Consider the following 13951-nt stretch of genomic DNA (forward strand, 5'->3'; position numbering starts at 1 on the left):
TGCAATTCTTGTGATGTAAGTATATCCTTTTCATATCTTTTTGTCAAGCGTTACGAAATATTAAAAGCAAATATTATATTGCATATTGCAATTTTGGAAAAACAATGCTATAATTCATACATACCGAAAAAGGAGGCAGTCAGCATGAAAGATAAAGAACTACGCAAGCTGATAGGCAGCAGAGTAAAACAGCGCCGTCTGGAATTGAATCTGACACAGCCTTATGTCGCAGAAAAGATGGGGGTTACCGCTTCTACAATCCTGCGTTATGAGAATGGTTCGATTGACAATACGAAAAAAATGGTGCTGGAAGGTCTTTCGGAAGCACTCCATGTATCTGTGGAATGGCTCAAAGGGGAAACAGATGAATATGAAACCGACATTACGGATAAGAGAGAGTTACAGATTCGTGATGCGATGGGAGATATTCTGGAACAGTTACCGCTTGCCCTTACCAAAGAAGAAGATGCTTTTTCAAAAGATTTATTACTGCTGATGTTAAAACAATATGGTCTGTTTTTGGATTCCTTTCAGTTCGCCTGCAAAAACTTCAAGGGGAATGCTGGTCAGACGGATATTGCCAAAACAATAGGGTTTGAATCGAATGATGAATATAATGAGATTATGTTCTTAAGGGAAATCACTCCTACCATCAATGCTTTTAATGAGATGACAGACGTTGTAAGGCTCTATTCCAAGAAACCAAAAACAGCAGAACAAAGGCTTGCAAATCTTTTATCAGAAGTCTTATACGAAGATTCCGAATCGGTATAGTAAGACAACCGGAGTTATGATATACTTACACGCACGAAGCATTTCATCAGTTCCGATTGTCTAATATCGAAAGGAGACATACGATTATGGCAAAAGGATCTGTAAGAAAAAAAGGAAAGAAATGGTACTACCGCTTCTATGTAGAGGACGCAAGCGGCAATCTTGTTCAGAAAGAATGCGTTGGAACAGAAAGCAAAAGTGAAACTGAAAAGCTGCTCCGTCAGGCAATGGATGATTATGAGAAAAAGAAATTTGTTGCCAAAGCGGAAAATCTCACAGTCGGACAACTTCTGGATGTGTGGGCAGAGGAGGAATTAAAAACAGGTACGCTCAGCAATGGTACTGTGGAGAATTACCTCGGAACAATCCGAAATATTAAGAAACATCCGCTGGCAGAACGGAAATTAAAAAATGTAACCTCTGAGCATTTGCAATCTTTCTTTGATTTGCTTTCCTTCGGGGGAGTTCATCCCGATGGAAAAGAGAGAAAGGGTTACAGCAAAGATTACATCCATTCTTTTTCCGCAGTCATGCAGCAGTCTTTCCGCTTTGCAGTATTTCCAAAACAGTATATTACGTTCAATCCCATGCAGTATATTAAACTGCGGTATCAGACGGACGAAGTTGATTTGTTTTCGGATGAGGACATGGACGGAAATATCCAACCAATTTCACGAGAAGATTATGAAAGACTGCTTGCGTATCTTCAAAAAAAGAACCCAGCCGCAATACTTCCAATCCAGATAGCCTATTATGCCGGGCTTCGTATTGGAGAAGCCTGTGGTTTGGCATGGCAGGACGTAAATCTGGAAGAACAATGCCTTACCATAAGACGCAGCATCCGATATGATGGCTCAAAGCGCAAATATATCATCGGACCAACCAAGCGGAAAAAAGTGAGGATTGTTGATTTTGGAGATACGCTGGTAGAGATTTTCCGCAATGCCCGGAAAGAGCAGTTAAAAAATCGAATGCAGTACGGAGAACTTTATCACACGAACTACTACAAAGAGGTCAAAGAGAAAAACAGAGTGTACTACGAATATTACTGCTTAGACAGAACAGAGGAAGTCCCGGCAGATTATAAAGAAATTTCTTTCGTCTGCTTAAGACCGGATGGTTGTCTGGAACTTCCGACTACTTTGGGGACGGTATGCAGAAAGGTGGCAAAAACATTAGAGGGATTTGAAGGCTTTCATTTCCACCAGTTACGTCACACCTATACAAGCAACCTTTTGGCAAATGGAGCTGCTCCAAAAGATGTGCAGGAATTATTAGGACACTCAGATGTAAGTACCACAATGAATGTCTATGCTCACTCCACAAGAGATGCGAAACGAAAATCGGTTCGGCTTCTTGATAAAGTGGTAGGCAATGATTAAAAAAAATTCCCTTATTTCCCTTGTGATTATCTCATAAGGGCAAAAATAAGGGAAACTACATATCATTTCACTAATGGACAGGCAGGAAAGCCTATAAAATGGGGAAAGTTAGAGGAATAATTATATAAATTCCAGTTTGTCTAATTGTTTCCATCTGTTATTCTAGACGCCAAATGTGTCAAATATGTTTCAAACAAATCCAAATTGACACGCTCTTTCAACAAGGAAATTATATCATTGAACACACATTTTTTCAACTATTTACCTCTGCATATTATACTGCTTCATCTGTGTTCTTTTTAGTTCTCTGTATTTATCATCGAGCTTTCTCGGCTTACGATAATTCACGCATGATTTCGGCATGGAATAGGTCTTATCAATATCTGTTTCGCCTACCAGCTTATAAACCTCTGGGAACGCAATAACTAATGCGTCAAGTTTCCTCATAACTGCCTTATCTCGGGTATAAACAACTGCTCTCTGCTCCCCTGCATTGAAATTGATAACTGTCTCCTGCTCATACTTTGATAAACTGCCCATTAAATCACTCCTTTCTCTCAGGTTTGTATTTTTGACGACTCTAGACTCGTACTTTTGACGGGCAAATAATAAAGCCTGCCGTAGGCAGGCGGATAGGATGGGATAGGATAAGATTGAGATGGTATATCTCTTTTTTATCTTTTTATTTTATTCTTTTCTTTGGTTCTTTCTTTTCTGCTTTTCTTTTTCTCTTTTTTCTCTAGGAAGAGGAAGAGAAGGAAGGGGAAGGGAAGGTTGCACTGACAAGACCACAAAAAAGACATCCACTACAAACATGTTCCACTGTCCGTTTTGAATGCCTTTTTATTCTGATTTCGCTCGTTAATTATCGGAGCAAAATCAATCCATATTATTCACTTGATAATTTCCTCGTCTGCCATTTTCACAATCGCAAATTCACGATAATTATTGCCCTACTGCCTTTGCTTTCTCCGCTTCTATTTCTGCCCACGCTTTCCTCGCTTCTTCTCTTTTTCGTGCCATATATTTGCGGTTACTTGCTCGCTTTTTCTCCAGTTTTTCCTGCCTTTTAGCTTCTGCCAGCTTCTCTTCTTCCGTCAGCTCCACAACCACTTCAGGAACTACAAATCTACCGATATAATTCAAATAAATATCTACATCCTGCGTTCTGTTTGCACCACTTCCAACTGCCTTATAAACCATGATTTTATCAACAAATTCATTCAATATGGCTGGTGTCAGTTCCTCGAATGTCGTATGCTTTTTTACAAGTTCCATGAACACATCCACATCCGTTTTCTTAGCACTCATGCCCTCTAATTCAGCATTATCTCTGTCAATATCCTCTTCCAACGCTTCAAGCTCCGACTCATAATCACTTAGCATGGCATTGAAGCGTTTATCGTTCAATTTACCGCTGATATTATCCTCATACAGCTTCTTTATCAGACGATTGACTTCATTCACTCGTTTCTGCTTTTTGGCAAGCCTTTTCTCCAGTCTGACAGATAATTCTCCCTGCTGTTCTTCAGAGATACTGCATACCGTTTCCCTAAACTCTGCTTCATTTTCCACCGCATAATCACAAGTTCTTTTTATGGTTTCCAACACAAGCGTTTCCAACGCCTTTGTGGTAATGGAATGACTGCAACACAATTTTTCATAACGCTGTCTACCTCTTATATTGTTGGAGCAATCGTACCTATCTTCGGGTGCATGATATATCATCTCCCCTGCCTTAAAATAATTTTTTTTCCATATTCCCTGCGCATTTCTGTGATGATACATTTTTGCTCCACAATCTGCACAAAACACTTTACCGGTAAGAGGATTATTCTCCTCAAATACACCTTTTCTTCTTGGAGTATCTAACAGCTTCTGCACTGTTTCCCATGTATGCTTGTCGATAATCGGTTCTTGGGTATCTTCAAAGATAATCCATTCGGATGAGTCTACTTTAGTAGGTCGCTTATCCTTGTACGACTCCTTTTTTGTTCTAAAATTAACAGTACATCCAGTGTATTCCATTCTTGTTAATATGGTCTTAACAGTGCCACCTCTCCACATATACGGATGTTCCATATCAAATGACTTTATATTAACTCCCCTGCCACGAATACCCAAATAATATTCGGGTCTTTCCACCTTATCCTCTGCCAGTTCCCTTGCAATCTGATAGGGTCCTTTCCCATTCAGACACATATTAAATATCCTACGAACAACCTCGGCAGCTTCTTCATCAATTACCCATTTATCGGGGTTTTCTGCACTCTTTTTATATCCATAGCAACAGCGGTTGGTTGTATGTGCTTTCCCACTCATACCTCTTGCCTTTAATACCGTTGTTATCTTCCGACTGGTATCACGCACATACCACTCGTTCATAATGTTCAAGAATGGGGCAAATTCTGCACTCTCCCTGCGCTCGCTGTCAACACCATTGGAAATCGCTATAAAATGCACTCCCTTTTCCCGAAACATGACTTCTGTGTAAAATCCTACTTGCAAATAATCTCTACCGATACGGCTCATGTCCTTGACAATGACTGTTCCCACCTTGCCAGCTTCAATATCCGCAAGCATTCTCTTCCAGTCGGGTCTGTCAAAGTTTGTACCAGTCCATCCATCATCCGTGTAATGCTCGATATTCTCATACCCATGCTGTTCTGCATACTGTGTCAACATCCGCTTCTGATTGACGATACTGTTTGACTCTCCCTGCACCTCATCATCCTTTGAGAGTCGCTCGTATAAAGCTGTGATTTTAAATCTCTTATCCTTGATTTTCATTGCTATCCTGCTCCTTTGCATTTTGAATATTTCCACTGCCTACTCTCAAAGTGTATTACATCCGTATAATGTTTCGGCGGTGCTGTAAAATGTTCACTAAATTTTACAACAACACATTCAAATACCTGTCCTATTTTTATATCTGGAAAATCACTTTCCTCCTCTTCTGGCTTTTCTGCATTTTTCCCATATGATTTAAAGAATCGTTCTTCCACTTCTTTCCATCCATATTGGAGAACATTCTTTCCAGATGCAGTAAACAGTTCTCCATGACAGGAAATTTCAGTCTTAATACTCTCATATATGTATTCCTGTTCCGATGCACATAATAACTTTGATGCAATCAGCATGAGAATTTCCTTTTCTCCACCCGGAAGTGCTTTTAAATCCATGTTTGTAATTTCTACCGTTGGTATAATTGCATGATGATCTGATACCTTTTTACTGTTCAAAAGTCTCTTTATATCTGGTTCTGAATCCTTTATTGACATTTCAGGAAACATACTATTTACTGCCCCGACAACCAGAAGAGCATTTTCTTCCATATCATCTGTAAGATATTGGCTATCCGTCCTTGGATACGTCACCAGTTTCTTCTCATAAAGGCTTTGGGTATAGTCCAAGGTTTGCTGTGCCGTAAATCCAAGAAGACGATTTGCTTCCCTCTGTAATGTGGTCAGATCATATAATTTCGGCGGCTGTACCTTTTTCTTCTCTTTCTTTACTGAAAGAATCTGTGCAGTTTCATCCTTCATATCCTCCATCATCTGAACGGCAGCACTTTTCTCTTTTATCCGGTTGCTTACAGCATCCAATCCATCCATCAGAAGATGAACCAGATAATACTTCTCTTTCTGGAAGTTCTCGATACTCTTTTCCCGTTCCACCAGCATTGCAAGTGTAGGTGTCTGCACCCGACCTACAATCAACCGATGGTGGTACAGCACCGTAAACAGTCTGGTGGCATTAATTCCCACCAGCCAGTCTGCTTCACTTCTCGCCACCGCAGAATAATAAAGATTATCATATTCATGTCCATCTTTCATCTGCTGAAATCCTTCCAGAATTGCTTTTTCCTCCATGGAAGAAATCCACAGTCTTTTAAAGGGAAGTTTACATTCTGCCTGGTTATATACCAGACGGAAAATCAACTCCCCTTCTCTTCCTGCATCTGTTGCACATATAATTTCTGTGACATCTGCTCTGTGAAGCAGTTCCTTTAAAATCTGAAACTGCCCTTTGGTACTTTCTTTAATCTGATATTTCCAATTCTCCGGGATCATGGGAAGTGTCTCATATTTCCATGCTTTCCAGTCATTCCGGTACTGATCTGCACTGGCCAGTTCAATTAAATGCCCAATACACCAGGAAACCAGATACTCTTTTCCTTCCAGGTAGCCATCTTTTACGTTTGTGGCATGAAGCACCTTCGCAATGTTTCTGGCTACGCTGGGTTTTTCCGCAATTACAAGCTGCAATTTTCTATCTCCTTTCTGCACCTGTCGCTGTAATTAAGTGAAACAAAGTTATTCCTCTGATTCTTCGTCTTCTACTTCACCTTCCATTTCATATTCTTCTAATTCTTCATCATCCTCACGAATTGTATCTTCCTCCTCATCGTCGTCCTCGTCCTCTTCATAATCAAAAGAAGTATTTCTTCCTTTCATAAATTTCCAATAATAGTAAGCACCACAAACTCCTGCCAGAACTAGCAGCATTAATAAAATCGTGCCGGAATTATTGCTTTTCTTCTCAGGTTCTTCCTCTTCTTCCGGTATGATTGTAACTTCTGGTTCCGGTGTCTCTGTGATTTTCTCCGTTTCAAGTGGCAGTGCAGATTCTGCAATAGCCTGGTTCTGTGGAAGTGTGACCATGTTGGTATCCGTAAAGTTCAAAAGATCATTTTCGCCTACCTCTGTAAGAAGATAAACATTTTCATCCGTTTTATCCTTATCTACAATCAGATAAAAAACCTTATCACTTTTTGTCTTGATCGTATAAAATTCCTTTCCCCCTTTGTCCTGAACTGTTCCTGTTGTCATGCCGGAAGCATAACTTTCTCCCTGCACCCGTCCGGTATCTGCTTCTGTATCCGTTTCATTTCCTGTGTTTTCTGGTTCTGTTGGTGCAGTAGCAGTCTCGTTCGTTGTCTGATGTTCCGTTACGGTTGCCGTAGCACTGGTGGGCTTACTTGCAGTTCCATCGGCTGGCAAAGAAGCTGCATTCTGCTCCGTTCCGGAAACCTCTGTATTCTCTTTTACTGCATCTGGATTTTCATAATAAGGGTTTCCTACTTTATAGATCTCTGACATATTTCCTGCTTTGTCTTTTGCCTGCAGGGTAAAGTATTCATAGGAAGTATCCGCTTTTTGCAAACGGACATTTAACGTATTATTCGTCAGTTCTGTGAATTCATTTCCATTGACATACAAAGCAGCAATTCCCGATTCCGCATCAACTCCCTGCACGATCAGTATCCCATTCTTCGCAGCCGCAATAATAGTTGGTTTGGTTTTATCAAAACACTCTATGTAACGATTCTGCTCATAAGTATTTCCATTCTGATCGGTAACTCTCACATAAACACTACAATTAGAAGAGATGGATACTTCCATATTTCCGGTTATGTCTGACCATCCTCCATTTTCTGAAAGTCTTGCTTCTACTTTTGCAATAGAAAAAGCACCTGTATTCTTTGTATCTTCCACTTGAATTTTTACGGTTGCCGTATCTGTCTGCCAGCCTTCGGGTTCTGTAAAGGTAATCCCTACTTCCGGTGTTTCCGTCACATCATTTCCTGCATCTTCCTGTGCCTGTTCCACTGGATCTGCATGAATTTCAACTTCTGATCCATCTGAAAAATCAACATCTTCCGGGCTGCTTTCTTCTGATGATTCCACTTCTACATTATCTGCCCATACAGTCAGACTTCCGGGCGAACTATAAAAGAAAGCTCCTGCCGGAAGTCCTGCTAACGTAGCTGCGGTTAAAAATACAGCTGCTCTTTTATGAAATTTCTTCATTTTCTGTCTGCTCCTTTTCTCTGGTTTCCAATATCTTTTTTTGTTCCTCCTTGCTGATATCAATCATCAACTGAAGTTCCTCTGCGGAAACTCCATTGCTTCGGATAATTTTCAGATACTCCATATCCTCTGCCTGTTTCTTCTGTTCTTCCAGATCCCTTGCTTTTTTCTGTAGCTTTTCAATCTTAACGTAGGTTCTTGCAAGTTCTTCTTTTATTCGTTCAATGTTCAAATACGCCCCTCCTTATGGCCTGCCAAAAGCATAAAAATGAGACTGCCAGTATGCAGAATTAATGGACGTATACTGAATTGGATTTCCACAATGGATCATCTGTCCATCTCCGGCATAAATTCCTACGTGGGTAACCGGCTCTCCCGCATCATACGTCCCAGTGAAAAAGATAATATCTCCTGGCCTTGCTTCTTCTGGTGATACAGGCATACAAATGTCATAAATTCCCTGTGCAGTAAGTCTTCCCATATTGCAGACACCCGAATTGGTAAACACATAGCTTACAAAACCAGAACAGTCAAAAGAAGTCTCCGGGCTGGAACCGCCCCATACATACGGCATACCAAGATATTTGTCTGCTTCCGCAAATAATCTCCGCACAGTCTCATCATCATAACTGCCGCCTCCACCATACAGCCCGCTATCTCCGGTACTGATATAAAAAACAGGATTATAATATTCCCCATCTTTGACCAGTTCCAAATATAACTGGCTTCCGGTTGCACTTCCTGTACTTCCCGTTGTACCAATTACAGTATCTGTTGTTACTTCCTGACCATTTGCTACCGAAATGCTCTGCAGATAAGCGTATTTAATCTGCACACCTTTTTTATCCTGCGTAACTACATAATTTCCAAAAGTTCCGCTATATCCTACATCTACAACAAAACCATTCATCGCTGACTTCACTTCTGTTCCCTGTCGTACATTAACCGTCACACCTCTGTGAAGTTGTGTCTGCCCGGTTCCATTGTTTACAGAATACCCATAATAGGTACTGATATAGGCATACCAGTTTAACTCAACCGGAGTTTTATATGTCTGTAAATTTCCTCTGTTGGAATAGACCTCTTCATAAATTTCCTGCTCATCCTCTTCCATTCTGGACAGAATAACACTTCTAAGCGGTTTTGCCTGAACAGAAACATTCAGTACATCTGCAGTTACTGTACGGGTAACTTCCACAGAGTTCTGATTGCCCTCTGCCAGAAAACATTCCCAGGTCTGATGACCATGTGCCTCAGCTACTGCGTGATTATCATAATAAACATCAAACTGGACACCATACTGGGCAAAGTTTCCAGTATCTTCTACGGTGTACTCAATCCCATTCATCACTACTTTCGTCCCCATTGGAAGAAATGGGTTTGCAGCATCAACCGCAAGCGTATGATTAGCCTGTGGCATTGCCCCTGAAGCAGTTGGTCCTCCACTCCACACGCCACAGCAGATAGGACAGTTACAGTATCCACTGGTCACAACATTTCCCAATGACTGCCCTACCTGTATTGTAGATGTTTCCTGCCGGGTTTCACTTTTTTCCTCTACGGTGATTCCGTACTGTAAAGAAAAAATTGTTTCCAGTTCTCCTTTTATCTCATCAAACTTAAAATCCCCATACCTGGCAGTCAGATAACTGATCAATGTATGGGGATCATGGCCGATTTCACCAATGTTATATCTGTATTCATCTTTTCCTGGATACCGGGCTTCCATCTGGTTTATTTTCTGTTGAAGACTGGCTTCCAACTGCGTATAATACAACTCTGCTTTTTCAATTTCGTCCGAATCCGCAATGTAACTGGAAGCGATTACCGTAGAAATTCCATTAGAAAACATAGCCGAACAGGAAGCAAATCCTGTCATTACGGAAAGAAGCAAAATCAATAACAACCCCATTGAGATCAGAGTAGTTACATTTCTTACAAATACTTCCTGTGCCTTTCTTGCAATTTTAGTAGCAAGATTTACTGACCGGATTGAGGTGTCTTTTGTTTCTTTTGCAATCTTCCCAGCCCGGTATGCCATCTGATACTCTCGCTTAATCCTCTGCTTCTGTATTAATTTTCTGATCAGCTTTTTCTGCATCTCTGGATGTTCTTCCAGATATTTCTGATATTGATACCTGGATGCACTCTTCCAGGCTCTTTTCTCTAAACGGTTTTCTTTATGTATCTGACTGCGGTTCTTCCGGATATTTCTACTGCTATGTTCCTGTAATATCCACTCACCTGAACGCACCAGCTTATGTGCTGCATCTACAGCACTGTTTTCCTCTTCGTCTTCGCCTGCTTTCTGATATACTGCATTTTTTAATGCTTTCTTTGGAACAGAAGACAAGGTTTTCTTTTTACCATCCGTTTTCCCTGTTTTTTTGTCGAAATATAAATGGTACTTTACCTTTGCTTTCTGTTCCTCATTTGTTTTCTTGGTATAAACAGAATCTTTCGGAATTTTGTTCTGCCTCTCAGCTTCCTGTTTTCTTGCAGCCTTATCCACTTCCTGATAAGTTTTTATTGTTTTTCGGCTATATTTCTGCTTTCCTTTTTTTCGGTTTGTAGAAACATCATTCTTCTCTGCCTGAAAATGTCCTCCATCTGTTTCAGCCGAAGTTTTCTTTTCTTTCTTCAGACTTCCATCTGTCTCCAGTTTTCCAAACTGCAGTCTCTGCTGTTTCTTTTTCTGTCGCTGATACTGGCTCCTGTGTTTTTCTTTGCGCTCACGTATTTCTACCGCTGAATCCACAGATACACCTGCAGGCTTGTCCCGATATCTGTACCGTCCCTGTGTTTTTCGTTTTCCCGGAGGACTGTTTGCAGCCTCTTCTTTTTTGGCAGGATTTCCCTCCTGAACTTTTTCGGAAAATTGTTTCTTTTCAGCTTTTTTATGAGAGTTTTTCTTCTTTTCAGAAGTAATAAATGCCTGTTCTACATCCTTCTGTTTATAAGGCAACTCCTGATCGCTGTTTGTAACTTTTCTGGTCTCCTTTGTTGCAAGATTTTCCTCAACCAGACCATTTCTGGTCATACGGCTGACTTTCTTCTCTTTCGCCGTATATTTTTGTTTTCCCAATGTACCTCACCTCTGCTTTTTTGTCCGTTAAGTCTGAATCTCATCCGGTTTAGTACTCATCAAAGCATAGGTTCTGGTATCCTGCGGATATCTGTCTGCAAAAGGTATGATTACATTTCCGTAAAAAAGCAGCCCTTCTCCTGCATTACTGTTATTTACAAAAGAAATCTGATGCTTGGAAATATTCAATTTCTCCGCAAGGATCTTCTGATCCCCGCTGTGCTGATTTAACATCAGGATAAAATCACTGTTTCCCACAATACTTTCTACTGCCAGAGAGCCAAGAAAATCTGTTACATTCTGACTGATTCCTGTAATGATTCCACCCCACTTACGAAATCTCTTCCACATTTCAATAGAATAATTAGCAGTCTGTGGCTGGTTCAGCAAAAGGTGAAATTCATCCACATAATAACGGGTTGATTTCCTGCGACTGCGGTTCTGTGATACTCTTGTCCAAACCATATGCTGGACAATCAACATCCCTGCTTTTCGTAGTGTGGTTCCAAGTTCCCGGATATCAAAGCATACCACTCTGTTCTGCGTATCGACATTACTTCGATGGTTAAATACATTCTGCGATCCTGTTACATACAACTGCAGACTGTTGGCAATGTTCTGTGCTGCTGGTTTATCTGGTGCATAAAAGTTCAGACGTTCATAGAAATCCTGCAAAGTCGGCATATTTTCCGGTTTTGGATCATTGTAAAGATATTTTTTATAAATGTCTTTTACACACAGGTCAATCATGGAAACCTCATCACCATTTAATTCTGCATTTTGAGGTTTCTTCATAATGACCTCGCAGAAAGATGTGATAAACTCTGCTTTATCAGCAATAATGGTATCAATATCCTCCACATCGCCATTAATCCTGTATTTCTCCGGATGATAAATAACATCCAGGTTCACTTCCATAGGATTGATGTAATCATTACTTTTTGCACTGATTTTAATAACTTCACCATTTAAGGCATTTACCAGCGGAAAATATTCTCCCTCCGGGTCACAGATAATAATGTCATCGTCTGTAATCAGGAAAACATTGAGAATTTCTCTTTTCGTTGCAAAACTCTTACCGGAACCAGGAGTACCCAAAATCAGGCCGTTAGGTGTTTTCAATCGTTTCCGATCCACCATAATGAGATTGTTTGACAGTGCATTTAAGCCATAGTAAAGAGCTTCACCGCCTTGGAAAAGTTCCTGTGTGGTAAACGGAACAAAGATTGCTGTAGAAGTCGTAGTCATAATTCTCTGTATTCCAGTCTGGTTCATTCCCAGTGGTAGTGATGCCACAAGTCCCTGTTCCTGCTGATATTGAAGTCTCCGTATATTGCAATTATATTTCTGGGCGATTCCTGCAGTCTGATACACAATATTGTCCAGTTTTCTCTTATTGTCCGCTGTATTCATCAGCAAAAAAGTAAGTTCAAAAAGTTTCTCATTCCTGGACTGGATTTCATTGAGCAATCCCTCCACATCCTCTCCGTATGTAGAAATGTCCGTTGGAATAATATCCATATCATATCCGCTTCTGACCGCTTTCTTCTGTTCTTCAATTTTCATTTTCTGAATATTTGACAGCGTACTTTTCAGGCTTTTAATAGCTGCCTTGGGATCAATTGGACGCAGGTGCATATTGATGATAAGATTCTCTTCCAGATCCAGCAGATCTGCCAGCAGTTTATCCGTAAGTTCTGGTGATGTAATCTGTAAATATGACACGCATCCAAAAGTCTGTCCCATCCGAAAATAGCTGTCATTGCGAAAATCAAATCCGGTAGGTGCAATAAAGTCTTTTGTCTGCAGACCTGTTTTTGCAACCATCCCATAATGGAAATGGAAAGATTCTTTTGTGTCCATATTCATCACATCATGCAGAATTTTCAGACGTTCTACCCCATTTAAAGGCTCTGCCATGGCTCCCATCACCTTAAAATTATTCAATACACTGGCTTCAATTCTCTCCAGCCTGGATTTTGCATTTCGCAGATTATCCGCCTTAATGGAAAATGTAATATATTTTGTTTTTACAAGCCCATTATTTCCTTTGGAAAGCTGCATTTTCAACATATCCGAATATTCTTTCCGAATATCATTGAAACAGTCATCCTGCTCTGGAATATCAATATTTTTTGCATACTCATCAAAATTCACCTGTTGATTAAGAAATGTAATTTGTACCTCAACAGAGCTGTCAAATGAATTCAGGAACTCACAATAGTTCTCAAAAATAGCCGCTTTATCATCATTCTGCGCTAACTGGTAATTTATATCGTAGAACTGCACCATCTTTGAATAATAGTTATCATCTGTCCTGCAGATACCATCCTTATATATTTCCTTATATGGAATCGTATCCTGCGCTGTAAAAGGCTTCCTCTTCTTCTGATTCTCCGCTTTTATCATCCGAAGTTCTTTCAGACGCTTTTTTTCTTCTTTCGTAAGTCCGGTTTTCTGTTTCTTATTTTTTTCGGTCTGCTTTTTTAAGGAAATGGAACGGATTTCTCGCTTCCCTGGCTTCTTTTGCCTTTTTCTCAAGCCATGCACCCTCTTTCTCTAATTTATCGTACTCTATAATCCGGTCATATAAGTTTTGGGAACGATAGACCCTGATTCCAGGTCTTAAAAATTTCTGCCGGATAATGTGAAGCAATATTTTCTCTGCTGGAAATCCATCCTTTTCATACATTGCAAAAAAGAAAAATGGCAGCATCACTATGATCATAAGCGTTGCTGCCACATCTGTTCCCAGTCCTGCTTTTGTCAGCAAATAGACCGGAACACCACAAATTCCTGCCAGAGAAAAACATATAATTTGTCTTTTAGTTAAATTCAGTGCTAATTTTGTCTTTATTTTTGAAAAATCTTTCGGCACTGGAACATATGCCATATTC

General features: G+C 40.2%; 10 protein-coding genes. 2 read left to right on the forward strand and 8 right to left on the reverse strand.

Annotated features, from left to right (window positions below):
* Positions 1 to 144 precede the first annotated feature (144 nt).
* A complete protein-coding gene (locus tag WMO28_RS01085; RefSeq protein WP_173694419.1) occupies positions 145 to 774 on the forward strand; it encodes a helix-turn-helix domain-containing protein in 630 nt (209 codons plus the stop codon).
* Positions 775 to 860: 86 nt separating this feature from the next.
* Positions 861 to 2156 carry a tyrosine-type recombinase/integrase gene (locus tag WMO28_RS01090; protein ID WP_008400148.1) on the forward strand — a complete coding sequence of 432 codons (1296 nt, stop codon included), beginning with the start codon at positions 861 to 863 and terminating at the stop codon, positions 2154 to 2156.
* A 261-nt stretch (positions 2157 to 2417) separates the two neighbouring features.
* Here the strand turns inward: WMO28_RS01090 and WMO28_RS01095 are convergent, their stop codons facing one another.
* The 8 genes from WMO28_RS01095 to WMO28_RS01130 all read right to left on the reverse strand — a co-directional run bounded on the left by WMO28_RS01095 (position 2418) and on the right by WMO28_RS01130 (position 13947).
* Positions 2418 to 2696 carry a hypothetical protein gene (locus tag WMO28_RS01095; RefSeq protein ID WP_002582180.1) on the reverse strand — a complete coding sequence of 93 codons (279 nt, stop codon included), beginning with the start codon at positions 2694 to 2696 and terminating at the stop codon, positions 2418 to 2420.
* A gap of 405 nt (positions 2697 to 3101) precedes the next feature.
* A complete protein-coding gene (locus WMO28_RS01100) occupies positions 3102 to 4946 on the reverse strand; it encodes a recombinase family protein (protein ID WP_002582181.1) in 1845 nt (614 codons plus the stop codon).
* Positions 4947 to 4948: 2 nt separating this feature from the next.
* Positions 4949 to 6424: a DNA topoisomerase gene (locus WMO28_RS01105; protein ID WP_349055806.1), complete on the reverse strand. Its 1476-nt coding sequence runs from the start codon at positions 6422 to 6424 to the stop codon at positions 4949 to 4951.
* Positions 6425 to 6472: 48 nt separating this feature from the next.
* Positions 6473 to 7969, reverse strand: coding sequence for a CD1107 family mobile element protein (locus tag WMO28_RS01110; RefSeq protein WP_349055807.1), 1497 nt, complete (start codon positions 7967 to 7969; stop codon positions 6473 to 6475).
* Positions 7953 to 8201 carry a DUF4315 family protein gene (locus tag WMO28_RS01115; protein WP_021652602.1) on the reverse strand — a complete coding sequence of 83 codons (249 nt, stop codon included), beginning with the start codon at positions 8199 to 8201 and terminating at the stop codon, positions 7953 to 7955. The genes WMO28_RS01110 and WMO28_RS01115 overlap by 17 nt, the downstream gene beginning before the upstream one ends.
* Before the next feature lie 12 nt (positions 8202 to 8213).
* Positions 8214 to 11054, reverse strand: coding sequence for a CD1108 family mobile element protein (locus tag WMO28_RS01120; protein ID WP_227190865.1), 2841 nt, complete (start codon positions 11052 to 11054; stop codon positions 8214 to 8216).
* 27 nt (positions 11055 to 11081) lie between these two features.
* Positions 11082 to 13463 (reverse strand): VirB4-like conjugal transfer ATPase, CD1110 family, encoded by a 2382-nt coding sequence (locus WMO28_RS01125; protein ID WP_117640066.1) that lies wholly within the window; start codon positions 13461 to 13463, stop codon positions 11082 to 11084.
* A 55-nt stretch (positions 13464 to 13518) separates the two neighbouring features.
* Entirely contained in the window at positions 13519 to 13947 is a 429-nt protein-coding gene (locus WMO28_RS01130) for a PrgI family protein (RefSeq protein ID WP_005426563.1), read from the reverse strand.
* Between the last annotated feature and the right edge of the window lie 4 nt (positions 13948 to 13951).

This window comes from Blautia aquisgranensis, from assembly GCF_040096615.1.
GTDB lineage: Bacteria > Bacillota > Clostridia > Lachnospirales > Lachnospiraceae > Blautia_A > Blautia_A aquisgranensis.

Excerpts from the sequence above, each read along its gene's own strand:
- WMO28_RS01085 (WP_173694419.1), top strand. The coding sequence starts at position 145 with ATGAAAGATAAAGAACTACGCAAGCTGATAGGCAGCAGAGTAAAACAG.
- WMO28_RS01090 (WP_008400148.1), top strand. The coding sequence starts at position 861 with ATGGCAAAAGGATCTGTAAGAAAAAAAGGAAAGAAATGGTACTACCGC.
- WMO28_RS01095 (WP_002582180.1), bottom strand. The coding sequence starts at position 2,696 with ATGGGCAGTTTATCAAAGTATGAGCAGGAGACAGTTATCAATTTCAAT.
- WMO28_RS01100 (WP_002582181.1), bottom strand. The coding sequence starts at position 4,946 with ATGAAAATCAAGGATAAGAGATTTAAAATCACAGCTTTATACGAGCGA.
- WMO28_RS01110 (WP_349055807.1), bottom strand. The coding sequence starts at position 7,969 with ATGAAGAAATTTCATAAAAGAGCAGCTGTATTTTTAACCGCAGCTACG.
- WMO28_RS01125 (WP_117640066.1), bottom strand. The coding sequence starts at position 13,463 with ATGATAAAAGCGGAGAATCAGAAGAAGAGGAAGCCTTTTACAGCGCAG.
- WMO28_RS01130 (WP_005426563.1), bottom strand. The coding sequence starts at position 13,947 with ATGGCATATGTTCCAGTGCCGAAAGATTTTTCAAAAATAAAGACAAAA.